We start from the raw sequence: 12,132 nt of genomic DNA, 5'->3' as shown, positions 1-12,132 counted from the left end.
AGGCATGCCGTCGCTCCTGGCCACAGCCATCCGAGTGTCAGCTCGAACACTCGTCGCCCAGAGTTCACCCAGGAGCCAGTGTTGGTTCATTTGGGGTGCCGGAAACGGACGCGTACGGGACGGAACGTGGGAGCGTGGGGTTCACGGGTCCCGTCCGCCGTCCGCCAGGTGGCCGGAACAGGCCGGTCCCGGACCCCGGACCCCCCGAAGCTGACGTAAGAGAGGGACAACCACATGCGTGACGCGTATCACGAGGAACTTGACTCGATCGGCGACGGCCTGGTCGAGATGGCCCGGCTCGTCGGGTCGGCGATCGGGCGCGCCACGACTGCCATCCTCGACTCCGACCTGAAGCTGGCCGAGACCGTCATCGCGGCCGACCAGAAGGTCGACGATCTCCAGCACGAGCTGGAGGCGCGCGCGATAGCCCTGCTGGCCCGCCAGCAGCCGGTCGCCACCGACCTGCGCATCGTCGTCACCTCGCTGCGGATGTCGGCGGACCTGGAGCGCTCGGGCGACCTCGCCCAGCACGTGGCCAAGCTGGCCCGGCTGCGCTTCCCGGACAAGGCGATCCCGCACGACCTGCACGCCACGATCCTGGAGATGGGCCAGCTCGCCCAGCGCCTGATGGCGAAGGCGGCCGAGGTCATCATCACCAAGGATGTCGACCTGGCGCTCCAGCTCGAACAGGACGACGACGAGATGGACCTGCTGCACCGCACGCTCTTCCAGCACCTGCTGGACGACAAGTGGAAGCACGGCATCGAGACGGCCGTCGACGTCACCCTGCTGGGCCGCTACTACGAGCGCTTCGCCGACCACGCGGTCTCGGTCGCCAAGCGCGTCGTCTACCTGGTCACCGGCGAGCACGCGGACGAGCTCCAGCCGGACATCCAGCCCGACATCCAGCCGGCGACGGGAGTGGAGGGGGTCTGACCCCCTCACCGGGCCCTGCCGCCTCTCGCCCCGGGCGCGGGATTCACGCCCGGGGCGCGGGAGAAGCCCCAGTGCGCTGTTGATGCGCCGGGCCGAGTGGGCATGAGATGGGCGAACAGGAGCTGTGCGGCGCGGTCCGCCTCGCACGCCTCCGTGCCTGAAGGAGGGTTCCATGGCCGAATCGCCCAGCACGCCCGATCCCACGCAGGACCGCGACACCCGGCGGCCCGCCGAGACCAAGAACCTCCCGCTGTTCGGCGCGTGCGGCTGCGGCTCGGGCTGCGGCTGCGGCTGCCAGTCGGGCAATCCGTGCCAGTGCGGCTGACCGGGCGGTACGAGAAGAGGGGTCCCGTCGAGTCGAACTGACGGGGCCCTTCTCGCTGTACGGCCCGGGGGTCCGGGGGTCCTTGAACTCCCCCGGGCCCCGTCCCCTCAGATCGTCCCCTCCCTCAGCTCGCCCCCTCCCTCAGATCGCCCCCTCCCCCAGCTCGGTCGGCTCGACCGGCTCGGTAGGCACCTCTGCCCAGACCGTTTTGCCCACGGGCTCCCGAGGGGTCCAGCCCCAGCGCGCGGCGAGGACGTCCACGAGCAGCAAACCCCGCCCGGACTCCCCGTCCGGGTACGCCGAAGGCGGGGCGGCGAGTGGCTGCTTCGCGGCGGCGGCGTCGCAGACCTCGATCCGGACGAGCCCGGCGTCCTTGGCGAGACCGAGGCGGAGCCGGAAGTCACGCCCCGGGACGTGCCCGTGCCGCACGGCGTTCGCGGTGAGTTCCCCGACGACGAGGGCGACGGCGCAGGAAGGGTCGGACTCCGGCGGATACCCCCACTCCTCCATCCGCCGCACGGCGAGCCGCCGGGCGAGCCGGGCTCCGCGCGGCGAGGAGACGAACCGCGCGGTGAGCGCCCCGGCATCCGGGTCCGCGTCCACGTCCGCGTCGACGTCCATCGGGGGTTCTTCGTCCGAGGTGGTCGTTCCTGTCAGCACAGCGTGTCCGTCCTTGCCGTCATCTTTGGGTCGTCCCGCACCGCGCGCGAGTCGTCACGTTCCGTACTCAAGAGTCGTCAGTCCCCCCTACGCTCGGAAGGTGCAGCAGCCTTACCTTTCGGTTCGTAAGGAACGGAAGTGACGCCTTGGCCAACGGAATTGACCCCAGTACGTCGATGGCGGCGCTCTTCGGCTCGCGGGTGCGCCGACTCCGCATGGAAGCGGGGCTGACCCAGGAGGAGCTGGGCCGCAAGACCCACGTCGTGAGTACCCGGATCACCCAGATCGAACGGGCTTCCGGAGCGAAGCCCACGCTGGAGCTGACACGCGCCCTCGACAAGGCGCTCAAGGCGGACAACCTGCTGATCGAGCTGTGGCCGTACGTGTACCGGGAGGCGTTTCCGGACTGGTCACGGAAGTTCATGGAGTACTCGGAGCAGGCGGTGTCCATCGGGGTGTACGCGGCACACGTGATGCCGGGTCTGCTCCAGACCGAGTCATACGCGCGGGCCGTGCTGAGTGTTGGCCTGACACTCAGCAGCGAAGCCACGTTGGAGGAAAGGCTCGCGGCGCGCATGGGGCGTCAGGAGCGGCTCGACTCGGCCGACCGCCCCGACCTGTGGGTGATCCTGGACGAGGCGGTGGTGAGGCGGCCCGTCGGCGGGCCCGCCGTCATGCGCGAACAGTTGGAGCGACTGCTCGTGGCGGCGGCAGAGCCGAACATCACCGTGCAGGTACTCCCCTTCGAGCAGGGCGAACACGGCGCCATGGGCGGTTCGTTGACGATCCTGACCCTTACGGACGGCACCGAAGCGGCCTACACCGAAGGCGCGCACTACGGCCAACTCATCGAGGATTCAGCCGAGGTGGGGAAGTTTTCCCTGACCTACAATCGGCTGCGGGCAGCGGCGCTGCCCCCGCTCATGTCACTCGGCATGATCCGATCCGTGATGGAGGGCAACCACCGTGGAGCGAAGGTCCCGTCCCGTTCCGAACGGCGCCGCCTGGCGCAAGAGCAGTTACAGCAATCAGGAGGGCGGGGACTGCGTGGAGGTGCTGGACGGAATCCCCGGCGTCGTCCCCGTGCGTGACAGCAAGGCCCCCCACGGACCCGCGCTCACCTTCGACACCGACGCCTGGGCCGTGTTCGTCACGGAGTTGAGGGCCGGCGACCGGCGCTCCTGAGCGAGCCGGGCCCCGGTCGGCCTCCGCGATCCGGGTCCGCCGGGGCCTTGTTCACGAGGGACCGGCGGCCCGCTGACCTCCCTAAGAACCGGGAGAAAGAACTACCCGCCCACCCACCCTCCCGCGCATGTCACCCGTCCGAGTGACGCGCTTGCGGCGGAGGGATACGGACGGTTACGTTCGCCGCGACAACCGCAAACAGATACGGCCCCCGGCCGGGACGGCAATCCCGAACGAGGGCCTGACCAATCAGGAAGAGCAGAACTTCCCGATGGCTGAATCTCAGTCTAACGCGCGCCTGTGCGCCGACGCCGGAGCCGTGACCTCCGGCGTGATCCACGTCCGCACCCGCCTCACCGCCGACTTCACCGTGATCGCCAACGCCCTCGCACAGCGGCGCGGCAGCGCGGTCACGATCGGCGTCGCGGCGTACATCCTCTCCCTGCCGGACGGCTCCCCGGTGAGCATCGCCGCCCTGTGCGAGCACTTCACGGAGGGCGAGATCCTGATCTCACGGGCCCTCAGGGAGCTTGAGGACGCCGGGTACTTGGAGCGGCGTAAGGAGCGGATCTCCACCGGTCAGATCCGCACGCGGACGTACTTCCACACCGTCCCCGGCGGCGACCCGGACCCGGACCCGGACGACACTCCTCAACCCCCAGGTCCGCGACGCCCGTTGAAACAGCGGAAAGCGGCGATCCTGGCGAACTCGTCGAACTCTTCGGAGTCGGCGGAGTTGGCGGAGCCGGCGGAGTCGACGCCCGAGTCGGGAGAACCGGACGGGCGCCCGGTGCCGTCGGCCGGAACCTCCCTCGCCGACGCCGACCCCGCAGCCGTCGCAGTGCTCGCCGCCCTGCGCAGGGTCGACCCGCGTCTGATCCTCTCGGAGGCGGAGGCGTGCCGGCTGGCTCCGGCGGTGACGGAGTGGCTCGCGGCGGGCGTGGAGCCGTACAGGATCACGGAGTTGCTGACCACGGGCCTCCCCGACCGCTTCCTCAACCGCCCCTCGGGCCTCCTGGCATACCGCCTGCGGGCGACCCCCCTGCCGGTCCAGACCCGAACTTCCGAACCCGACCTCCCCACTCGCGCCTGGACAGTTCACCCCTTCCAGACCTGCGACGGCTGCGAACGAGCCTTCCGCGCCCCGGCCCCGGGCCACTGCCGGGACTGCCGGGACTGCCGGTCGAGAGACGGCCTGCGCACGGCGAGCTGAGCCGCACGGCGAGCCGCGCCGAGGACGGCCCACGTCACTCGACACCGAGGTCACCGCGGTCTTCAGGCCGGCCCGCAGTACTTCAAGCTCGCCTCGAACGGCAGGTCCGCCGTCGCCCTGGACGCCCCCGGCGCCGCTGGCATCAAGGTCCACGTGCGCGGCTCGTACATCAACAACTACTCCGGCGACAACGTCAACTCCACGACGTACGGAGCCTGGACGTACCTGTACCTTTCCAACCGCCGTACAGACGGGCTGACAAGCGGCCCGCGCCTCGCGGACAACCCGCGGGCAGGGGGCCGCCCGCAGTCCGCGCCCGAACGATCGCGGCGCTGGTGAGCCGACCGCCCCGCCGCTCACCGAGGCCCTTCGAAAACGCACGAAAGATCAAGGCATGACCTTCATAGACGACGTACTCCAAGGCCGGGCCTCCGTCGACGACTTCGACTCCTACCTGGAGGCGTGGAACGACTCGGCGGAGGACCTAGGAGAGTTCCACGACTACGCGGGCCTCCTCTGGCCCGAATACGCCCTGTGGGCAACGGACCACGACCACGTCACCGGCGACGACGTACTCGCGTACGTCATCGCAGCGCGCCGCCACAAGGTTGGCCTGCTCGACCACCTGCGCTCGGCGAAGCCCCGGGACCCGAGGGCCGGGGAGATCTACCGCCTCGCAGGTTGGTGGGCCGAGGACTGGGCCGAGGTTTCCCAGCGGTACGAGACGACGGCGTGACGCCCCTGACGGTACGCGTGGACACCGCCGGCCGTGCCCCCCGTACGAACGGGTACGGGTCCAGGTAGCCGACCTCGCACTCACTCACGGGGGTTACTCGTACTCGGGCAGTGTGAGCGCGCTGTACGTGGCCTGCTCCGGTTCGGCGGGGAGGGACGAGAGCGCGCGGAGGGCCGCGTTGCGCTCCTGGAGTGACTCCTCGGTGGCGGGGAAGAGCGGGGTGTCGCCCCCGTTGGCGAGTTCCTGGTTGAGGGTCGCGAACGGCCGCAGCACCCTGTCGTAGGCGGCGAACGCCTCGGCGTGGTCGGCATGTGTGGCCAGTTCTCCGGCCAGGACATACGCGCCGACCAGGGCGAGGCTGCTGCCCTGTCCCGTCAGGAACGACGGGGCGTAGGCGGCGTCGCCGACCAGCGCGACCCGGCCTCGGGACCAGTGCGTCATCCGTATCTGGCTGATGGCGTCGAAGAACAGGTCCTCGGCGGCTCGCATCTCGGCGACCAGCCGGGGGATCTCCCAGGATGCGTCCGGGAAGGCGTCGGCGACCAGTTCGCGCTGCGCGTCCGGGTCGCGGAAGACGTCGAAGGGCGGGTCGGGGCGGCGGAACGAGAGCAGCCCGAACACCTGTCCGCCGGAGCCGGCGGCGTAGAGAGCGGCTCGCCGGCTGGGGGTGTTCCACAGCATGCCCTCGTGGGAGAGCCCGAGGTGGTTGGGCACGGTGAAACCGGCGAAGCACGAGCCGAGGTAGTGGTGGAAGGGCTCCTCAGGGCCGAAGACCAGCCGTCGGGTGTGGGAGTGGATTCCGTCCGCCCCGATGACGACGTCGAAGGTGCGGCGCGCACCACTGCGGAAGGTCACCTCGATGCCGTCGGGGCGGTCGTCGAGGACGGCGATGGAGTCGTTGAACATGAACGTGGCGGTTTCGCGGACGGCGTCGTAGATGGTCTCGGTCAGGTCGCCGCGCTGTACCTCAAGGTCTCCGTCCGCTCCGATGGCCATGCTCTCGGCGCTCAGCGCGGCGATGGTGCTGCCGTCGGCGTCCACGAAGGTGATGCGCTGCGTGTTCACATGCGCCTTCCGCAGCCGGGGCAGGATGTTCATGCGCCGCACGACCTCCAGGGCGGTGCCGCGGATATCGATGGGATAGCCGCCGCCGCGCACCGAGCCTGCCTTTTCCACGACGGTGACGTCGAAGCCGTACCGGTGCAGCCAGTAGGCGATCGCGGGACCGGCGATACTCGCCCCGGAGACGAGGACGGAGCGGTTGCGGTGGGAGCGGTGCGCCTCGGTCATGTTGAGCCCTTCGGGTTTGTCGGGTTTTCCCGGATGTACGCCTACGGCCGGGCGGGCGGGCGGGTCGGCCCGGGTACCGCTCCGCGCAGGTCATGTCGGCGGGCGCTACTACAGTCCCGCCTTGCCGGTGGCCCAGTACGGCCTGGTGGTGATGGCACGGCGCGGCAGGTTCAGGCTGTCGGTGAGCACCTGCCGCTGGCGCTGGATCGACTGGGCGTGACCCAGCAGCACGGCGCCGTCGACGTCTCTGAACTCGTCGTTGAGGACGGCCCGTTCGAGCCAGGACTGCAGTGCGTCGCCCGGCGCTCCGGCGGCGGGCAGGAAGCGGTACCGGGGCCAGCGGCCGGCGAGGGGCTCGACGGCGTCCGCCGGTACCTCGACGGCCACGATCGGTGTACCGCCGCCCTGGGCGCAGGCGTCGAGGGTGCCGAGGGCGCAGCCGTCGCCGAGGTAGAGGCGGCGGGTTCCGTACTCGCGGAGCGGCCGGTGGCGACCGGCCAGCACCGTCGTGCGGCTGCCGACACGAAGTCGGCGTATCCACGTCGTGCCGGGCCCTTCGGCGTCGGTGGCGGCGAGGACGGCGATGCGTTCGGCGCCGGAGTCCGTGACGCTCACCGCTCGCACGGTGTAGCGACGCCCCTGGGTGGGGTGGCGCGGACCTGTATCTCGTGGCCGGGATGCCATGAGGAGTAGTCAAGACCGGTGGATCGGTGTGTCAGGCGGCCTGACCATCTCGTCCTGATTCGTAGGTGCCACGGTTTCCGTGCCGTCGTGCCGCTCGCCCGATTGCAGTGATCGCCAGGCGACACCGGGAAGTGTCGCGCGCATCCAGGCCGGGTCCGTCTCGGCGCCTGACAGGTAGTGTCGACAGGCGTCGTGGGCTGCTCCCAGCAGCATCGAGTGGAGGTGCTCCGGCGGCCACGGAGGTAGCTGGCCGGCCTGGGAGAGTGCCTGCAGGCGCGCGAAGAGCGGTCGCTGGAGTAGGGCCTTGGCCGCGAGTAGTTCGCGATACCTTTCCCCGCTGAGTTCCAGGGCCATCGCCTGGTACATGAACCGCGCCTCGTTGGGATGCTCGAGAGCCCATTCGAGATAGGCATCGACCAGACCCCGCACCGTGTCCTCGGCCGTACTCGCGGCAGTGACACGTTGGTACATGTGGTCTGTGACTCGCTCGAAGGTCCTGAGCAGGAGCGCGGCGGTCAGATCGCCGATATCGCGGAAGTGGTGATAGACGCTCGATGGGCTTGCGCCCGCTCGTCTGCGGATCTGCTCGATGCCCACACCAAGAAGGCCATGCTCAGCGAACGAGTCGAGTGCCGCATCGAGCAGCGACTCCCGTCTCCGCCGTCCGTCGGCACGCTGAGGCATGGACATAACTGGAACTCTACTCCACTTCAGGCTAGGCTACTAATTGGAAGAAACATCCAAGTAGGAGGTTGCGGGCATGAACGACGACAAGACGCTTGCCCTGGTCACTGGCGGAGGGCGCGGCATCGGGCTCGAGGTCGTCAACGGCCTCGCCGATCGAGGGATGCGAGTACTCCTGGGGGTCCGCAACCCAGAGAGCGTGGATGAGACCGTCCGTTCGATGCGTGCTCGTGGCGGTGACGTCGTGGCCGTAGGACTCGACGTTGACGACGCCGCATCGATCGCCGCCGCAGCCGCATGGGTGGACCACGAGTACGGGCGGCTGGACGTCCTGGTGAACAACGCCGGCATCGCCGGCGACCCGGGTCTCCAGGTTGCCGGCCACGTCGACCTGGACGCGGTCCGTGCGGTCTTCGCCACCAATGTGTTCGGCGTGATCGCGGTGACCGAGGCAATGATCCCGCTGCTTCGGCGCTCGCCATCCGGTCGCATCGTGAACGTGTCCTCCAGCCTCGGATCGCTGGCCCGCATGAGCGATCCCGGTCACTACTTCGCCAACATGCCCGCGCTCTTGGGCTACCCGGCTTCCAAAACCGCCCTCAACCAAGTGACGCTGCAGTACGCGAAGGCACTGCGTCCCGATGGGATCCTCGTCAACGCCGCCGATCCCGGCCCCTGCCGCACCGACTTCACCAAGGGGATGCCCGGAGTCGAGCGGACCGCAGCCGAAGGTGCCCGGGTCATCTGCGAATTGGCCACCCTCGGCGATCGTGCCGAGACGGGCTCCTACCGACGCGACACCGGACCGGTCCCCTGGTGACCCAGGTCCACCACCTGGGAGTCATCGGTCGGCAGCGTCATAGTGGGGCCGTGTCACGCGACTGCCACCTCGGGCCGCTCCACGAGGTGGCCGCGTTCGAAGCGGGCGCCGGCGCGGACGAGGGCGACGAGGTGGGCTCCGGTGATGGCCCGCGTTCCTGAGCGGACTCGACCAGCTTGAACACCATCGCCAGGGCGGCGGCGAGGCTACCCGCGCCGCGGGTGGCCTTGGTCCGGAGCTTCACGGTCGAGAAGGGAGATTCGATGGGATTTGTCGTACGCAGGTGGATCCAGTGCCCGGCCGGGAAGTCGTAGAACGCCAGCAGCTCCTCGGCGTCATCGGTGATCTTCGCGACGGCCTTGGGGAACTTCGCCCCGTACGTCTTGGCGAACGCGGCGATCGCCTTCTCGGCGTGGGCGCGGTCCTCGGCGTTGCAGATCTCCCGCATCGCCTTGGTGGCGCCCGGCTGGGCGGACTTCGGCAGCGCGTTTGTCACATTTTTCGCCTTGTGGACCCAGCACCTCTGCTGCCGGGCGGCGGGGAAGACCTCGGCGAGCGCCCGCCACAGGCCCATCGCGCCGTCACCGACCACGAGTTCGGGATCACACATGCCGCGTCGGCGGCAGTCGCGCAGCAGATCGGCCCATGACTCGCTCGACTCGCGCAGCCCCTCGGCCAGCGCGATCAGTTCCTTGACGCCGTCCAGCCGGACGCCGGCGGCATCGACCCGCCGGTCGTTCACCCGCGGCGCGCTGACCTCGACCGCACCGGCGGCGGTGACCATGCTCCCCGGCCGGTGGCGGCCGTTACGGACCACCAGCCGGCGGCCGGCCGCATCCCGCTCGCCCACCAGCTCGGCTATGTACTGGTCAACCTCCGCCTCCAGGGCCGCGGCCAGCATCCGCCGGGCGCCCTCGCGGACGATGTCGTCGATCAGGGAGCCGGACTCGGTCGATCCGTCGGCGTTCACTACGCGGAGCACAGGGCGTACCTTCCCGACCCGCGCGCAACGCGGACCTCTACTCGGTGTCTTGTAGATCACCGGGAAGGTACGCCCTTCGCGCACCCCCGGGAACCCGATCCCCAAGTCCTGAGCATTGCTCGGATGCCATCCGCCGGGCGGTGGCTCGGCCCGCAGTTCCAGTTCGAGGAAGCCGGGGGCGGGCTCACTCACGTCGAGCAGACGAGCCGGGCGTCCCAGGGCGGATTCGACGAGATTGCCGATGACGGCGGGTGCTTGCGGCATGGGCGCTTCCTCCCTTCAGGAGGTCTGGGCGGCGCTACGCCGAGGAAACTACACCGTGCAGTGCAGTAGGTAAACCGGGCAGTGTAGGGTTGCCTGCCGGAGGTGGAAGTGAACCCTGCCGGTATGGAGAAGACGGTGCGCGAGGGGTCCTCGGAGAAGCGGAAGGCGATCCTCACCGCTGCCCGGGACCTGTTCGTCCGCGAGGGTGTGGACCGCGTCAGCATGGATGCCGTCGCGGCCCGTGCGGCCGTCTCAAAACGCACCGTGTACGACTACTTCGGTGACAAGCGGCGGCTCTTCCTGGCCATCCTCTCCGACGTGTCGGAGTCACTGCTGGCCACCGGCCGCCGGGCTATCGAGGAACACCTCCCGGAAGACGCGCCGATCACGACGGTGCCGCAACTGGAGTCGGCGTTCATCGCGTTGGCGGTCGACCTCGGCGCGACCGTCGTCGGCTCCGCCGACTTCTCCGCCGGGTTCGCCCTCGTCGCCCAGGAGCGTCTGCGGACGCCGACGACCGAGGACGACATCGAGACGGCGCCGATGCAGGCAGCGCTCGCGGAACGCATCGCCCACTTTGCCGATGCCGGACTCCTGGACACGGACAACCCGCGCCTGGCCGCCGATCACTTCGGCGCCCTGACCCTCCTGTTGGCCTACGAACGCCAACCGGTCCCCGCCAACGCCGACCCTGACCAGATCCGCCAGATCATGGTCAACGGAGCCCACGCCTTCATCCGCGCGTATGCGACGCGCTGAGAACTCCCCACGAATGGTCTTTCGGGTCAGGAGTTGATCCCTGAGTGAAGGGCGTCGGCCTCGGCAAGCAGGACCAATGCCTCGGCGAAGGGCGCCACATCGATCCAGGCGGGAGGCCGGCGACAAGGCAGATGCCCTTGAGCCAGCCATGCGGCAGGCCGGCTTTGACACCCTTGACGCGCACGAGCCGGGCTGCCGGGGGTGGCGATGGCGGGGCACGCGGCCCGGCCCCACCAGTAAGCCCCCACCCTGCCGGGAAACGGCAGGGCGGGGGCTTACTGGTGTCGGGTTACTTCTTCTTGCCCTGGGTCTTGCCGGGGATCTTGGTGAGCTGGGTTTTTGCTGGTCAGGGGCGGTGGGCTCGTGCGCCTGATGGTCGCCGTTGGTCGTCATTGGCCGCTGCTGAGCAGCCTCGGACGGCCCAGGGACGGCCCAGCCATGGGTCACGTGAACGGCGTCAGCCGGCGGAGGCGGCTCGCCATTGCGCGGTGATGCAGCCCTCTTCCATGTGCCACCACTCTTCGGTCACCCCGTGCTGGAGCAGCCTTTGGACCCTGGCGAGATCAGCGGTGGGCGGGACGTCCAAGGCAACCATGCGGAACCTCTCGATGCCCTCGCCGTCGACGCCGAGTTCGCGGAACGCGTTGATCACGCTCTGCCGTGCTGCTCCCGAACCGCCGTCTCGGAGGACGATCAGGCGGATGGTGCAGTTCTCCGAACGCCGGACCACCTCGCCGGCCCACCGCACATCTTCCTCGTCGGGCTCGGTGGCCACAACGTCCCCGCAAGCGATGCCGCGAACGAACCACGGGATGTTGTGGAGCCGCGCGGTGCCGTCGCCCTCGTCAACCGCCCACAGACTCTCCACCGACGCCGGGGGCCAGTCGTTCTCGATCTCAAGCCGGAAGTGCACCTTCACGTACGGGACCTCGGGGTTCGTCATGGTGCCAAGGATGCAGACGCCTGACGCGGCGGCCGCAGGTGGGTGACCGATGACGTCTGCTCAGAACTGGAAACGGGTTGGTTCTTACCCCAGCCGACGACAGTCAGCCACGACAGCGACGACGCCGACTGATCACGCGCGCGTATACCTCGCTGCGCCCCACCGGCCTCCACCACGTTGCCGGTGCCGTCGACCAGAGCAAGCCACGACGGTCGACCCGCAACCACAATGCCTGAGCTATCAGCTTGGGAAGCTGCGGGCATTTGGGGCCGATTCTGCCGCTGACCTTGGCGAACGGCCGCCATGCGGCCTCGTCGTGGCCGACTGCTTACACCGTGGTTCCCAGCTGTTCCCCGCTCGATCTGGTGCGCTTGCGGTGCGGCCGTGCGGCGCGCGATGCGGAGGGCCGCCTGTCGAGCGTTGATGCTCCTGACTTTCCTTCCGAGGCACTTCCGATTAACAGCGCTGACCTGCAGTTATTTTGACACCTCATCAAGCTGCATAGTGATGTGCATCACGTAGCCGGAAGAGTTACGTCGGCTAGTTGGTGCGGTGGGGGGGTTTTGGCGGGACCGGGGGGGGGGGGGGTGGGGGTTGTTGACCCCCCCCCCCCATATAATTGGTGGGAGGCCCCCCCAGGAACCGTGTGGG

At 69.1% G+C, this 12,132-nt stretch carries 14 protein-coding genes and 1 pseudogene; 9 read left to right on the top strand and 6 right to left on the bottom strand.

Annotated elements, in window-relative coordinates:
* The first annotated feature begins 234 nt into the window (after positions 1 to 234).
* Complete coding sequence (gene phoU / locus AB0912_RS10285; protein WP_366697734.1) at positions 235 to 936, top strand: phosphate signaling complex protein PhoU; 702 nt, start codon at positions 235 to 237, stop codon at positions 934 to 936.
* Positions 937 to 1,108: 172 nt separating this feature from the next.
* A complete protein-coding gene (locus AB0912_RS10280; RefSeq protein WP_366697732.1) occupies positions 1,109 to 1,261 on the top strand; it encodes a hypothetical protein in 153 nt (50 codons plus the stop codon).
* A 141-nt stretch (positions 1,262 to 1,402) separates the two neighbouring features.
* Here AB0912_RS10280 and AB0912_RS10275 read toward each other — a convergent pair whose 3' ends face one another.
* The gene (locus AB0912_RS10275) at positions 1,403 to 1,882 is read right to left on the bottom strand and encodes an ATP-binding protein (protein ID WP_366697902.1); all 480 of its coding nucleotides are present in this window, start codon (positions 1,880 to 1,882) and stop codon (positions 1,403 to 1,405) included.
* A 215-nt stretch (positions 1,883 to 2,097) separates the two neighbouring features.
* Between AB0912_RS10275 and AB0912_RS10270 the strand changes: the two genes are divergently transcribed.
* The 5 genes from AB0912_RS10270 (at position 2,098) to AB0912_RS10250 (ending at position 5,055) form a co-directional block, all read left to right on the top strand.
* Positions 2,098 to 3,012, top strand: a complete 915-nt coding sequence (locus tag AB0912_RS10270) for a helix-turn-helix transcriptional regulator (RefSeq protein WP_366697730.1) — start codon at positions 2,098 to 2,100, stop codon at positions 3,010 to 3,012.
* On the top strand, positions 2,969 to 3,106 hold the full coding sequence (locus AB0912_RS10265; protein WP_366697728.1) for a DUF397 domain-containing protein: 138 nt from the start codon (positions 2,969 to 2,971) through the stop codon (positions 3,104 to 3,106). Before AB0912_RS10270 ends, AB0912_RS10265 begins: the two co-directional genes overlap by 44 nt.
* Before the next feature lie 271 nt (positions 3,107 to 3,377).
* Entirely contained in the window at positions 3,378 to 4,319 is a 942-nt protein-coding gene (locus AB0912_RS10260; RefSeq protein ID WP_366697726.1) for a hypothetical protein, read from the top strand.
* Positions 4,320 to 4,472: 153 nt separating this feature from the next.
* Entirely contained in the window at positions 4,473 to 4,658 is a 186-nt protein-coding gene (locus tag AB0912_RS10255; protein WP_366697724.1) for a hypothetical protein, read from the top strand.
* 55 nt (positions 4,659 to 4,713) lie between these two features.
* Positions 4,714 to 5,055 (top strand): hypothetical protein, encoded by a 342-nt coding sequence (locus tag AB0912_RS10250; RefSeq protein ID WP_366697722.1) that lies wholly within the window; start codon positions 4,714 to 4,716, stop codon positions 5,053 to 5,055.
* A gap of 93 nt (positions 5,056 to 5,148) precedes the next feature.
* Here the strand turns inward: AB0912_RS10250 and AB0912_RS10245 are convergent, their stop codons facing one another.
* The 3 genes from AB0912_RS10245 to AB0912_RS10235 all read right to left on the bottom strand — a co-directional run bounded on the left by AB0912_RS10245 (position 5,149) and on the right by AB0912_RS10235 (position 7,719).
* Complete coding sequence (locus AB0912_RS10245; RefSeq protein ID WP_366697720.1) at positions 5,149 to 6,345, bottom strand: FAD-dependent monooxygenase; 1,197 nt, start codon at positions 6,343 to 6,345, stop codon at positions 5,149 to 5,151.
* A 108-nt stretch (positions 6,346 to 6,453) separates the two neighbouring features.
* Positions 6,454 to 6,960 (bottom strand): hypothetical protein, encoded by a 507-nt coding sequence (locus AB0912_RS10240; protein ID WP_366697718.1) that lies wholly within the window; start codon positions 6,958 to 6,960, stop codon positions 6,454 to 6,456.
* Between the two features lie 78 nt (positions 6,961 to 7,038).
* Positions 7,039 to 7,719 carry a TetR/AcrR family transcriptional regulator gene (locus tag AB0912_RS10235; protein ID WP_366697716.1) on the bottom strand — a complete coding sequence of 227 codons (681 nt, stop codon included), beginning with the start codon at positions 7,717 to 7,719 and terminating at the stop codon, positions 7,039 to 7,041.
* A gap of 70 nt (positions 7,720 to 7,789) precedes the next feature.
* Between AB0912_RS10235 and AB0912_RS10230 the strand changes: the two genes are divergently transcribed.
* Entirely contained in the window at positions 7,790 to 8,533 is a 744-nt protein-coding gene (locus tag AB0912_RS10230; protein WP_366697714.1) for an SDR family NAD(P)-dependent oxidoreductase, read from the top strand.
* Between the two features lie 53 nt (positions 8,534 to 8,586).
* Here AB0912_RS10230 and AB0912_RS10225 read toward each other — a convergent pair.
* Positions 8,587 to 9,515, bottom strand: a pseudogene (locus AB0912_RS10225) (IS256 family transposase).
* Positions 9,516 to 9,902: 387 nt separating this feature from the next.
* Between AB0912_RS10225 and AB0912_RS10220 the strand changes: the two are divergent.
* Positions 9,903 to 10,538: a TetR/AcrR family transcriptional regulator gene (locus tag AB0912_RS10220; RefSeq protein ID WP_366697712.1), complete on the top strand. Its 636-nt coding sequence runs from the start codon at positions 9,903 to 9,905 to the stop codon at positions 10,536 to 10,538.
* A 457-nt stretch (positions 10,539 to 10,995) separates the two neighbouring features.
* Here the strand turns inward: AB0912_RS10220 and AB0912_RS10215 are convergent, their stop codons facing one another.
* A complete protein-coding gene (locus tag AB0912_RS10215) occupies positions 10,996 to 11,481 on the bottom strand; it encodes a DUF4265 domain-containing protein (RefSeq protein WP_366697710.1) in 486 nt (161 codons plus the stop codon).
* Between the last annotated feature and the right edge of the window lie 651 nt (positions 11,482 to 12,132).

Origin of the sequence: Streptomyces sp. NPDC007084 (assembly GCF_040703595.1) — a bacterium.
Classification (GTDB): domain Bacteria; phylum Actinomycetota; class Actinomycetes; order Streptomycetales; family Streptomycetaceae; genus Streptomyces.
This window is presented reverse-complemented; position numbering and strand designations above follow the sequence as displayed.

Excerpts from the sequence above, each read along its gene's own strand:
- phoU (WP_366697734.1), top strand. The coding sequence starts at position 235 with ATGCGTGACGCGTATCACGAGGAACTTGACTCGATCGGCGACGGCCTG.
- AB0912_RS10230 (WP_366697714.1), top strand. The coding sequence starts at position 7,790 with ATGAACGACGACAAGACGCTTGCCCTGGTCACTGGCGGAGGGCGCGGC.
- AB0912_RS10215 (WP_366697710.1), bottom strand. The coding sequence starts at position 11,481 with ATGACGAACCCCGAGGTCCCGTACGTGAAGGTGCACTTCCGGCTTGAG.
- AB0912_RS10235 (WP_366697716.1), bottom strand. The coding sequence starts at position 7,719 with ATGTCCATGCCTCAGCGTGCCGACGGACGGCGGAGACGGGAGTCGCTG.
- AB0912_RS10270 (WP_366697730.1), top strand. The coding sequence starts at position 2,098 with ATGGCGGCGCTCTTCGGCTCGCGGGTGCGCCGACTCCGCATGGAAGCG.
- AB0912_RS10260 (WP_366697726.1), top strand. The coding sequence starts at position 3,378 with ATGGCTGAATCTCAGTCTAACGCGCGCCTGTGCGCCGACGCCGGAGCC.
- AB0912_RS10220 (WP_366697712.1), top strand. The coding sequence starts at position 9,903 with ATGGAGAAGACGGTGCGCGAGGGGTCCTCGGAGAAGCGGAAGGCGATC.
- AB0912_RS10275 (WP_366697902.1), bottom strand. The coding sequence starts at position 1,882 with ATGGACGTCGACGCGGACGTGGACGCGGACCCGGATGCCGGGGCGCTC.
- AB0912_RS10245 (WP_366697720.1), bottom strand. The coding sequence starts at position 6,345 with ATGACCGAGGCGCACCGCTCCCACCGCAACCGCTCCGTCCTCGTCTCC.
- AB0912_RS10280 (WP_366697732.1), top strand. The coding sequence starts at position 1,109 with ATGGCCGAATCGCCCAGCACGCCCGATCCCACGCAGGACCGCGACACC.
- AB0912_RS10250 (WP_366697722.1), top strand. The coding sequence starts at position 4,714 with ATGACCTTCATAGACGACGTACTCCAAGGCCGGGCCTCCGTCGACGAC.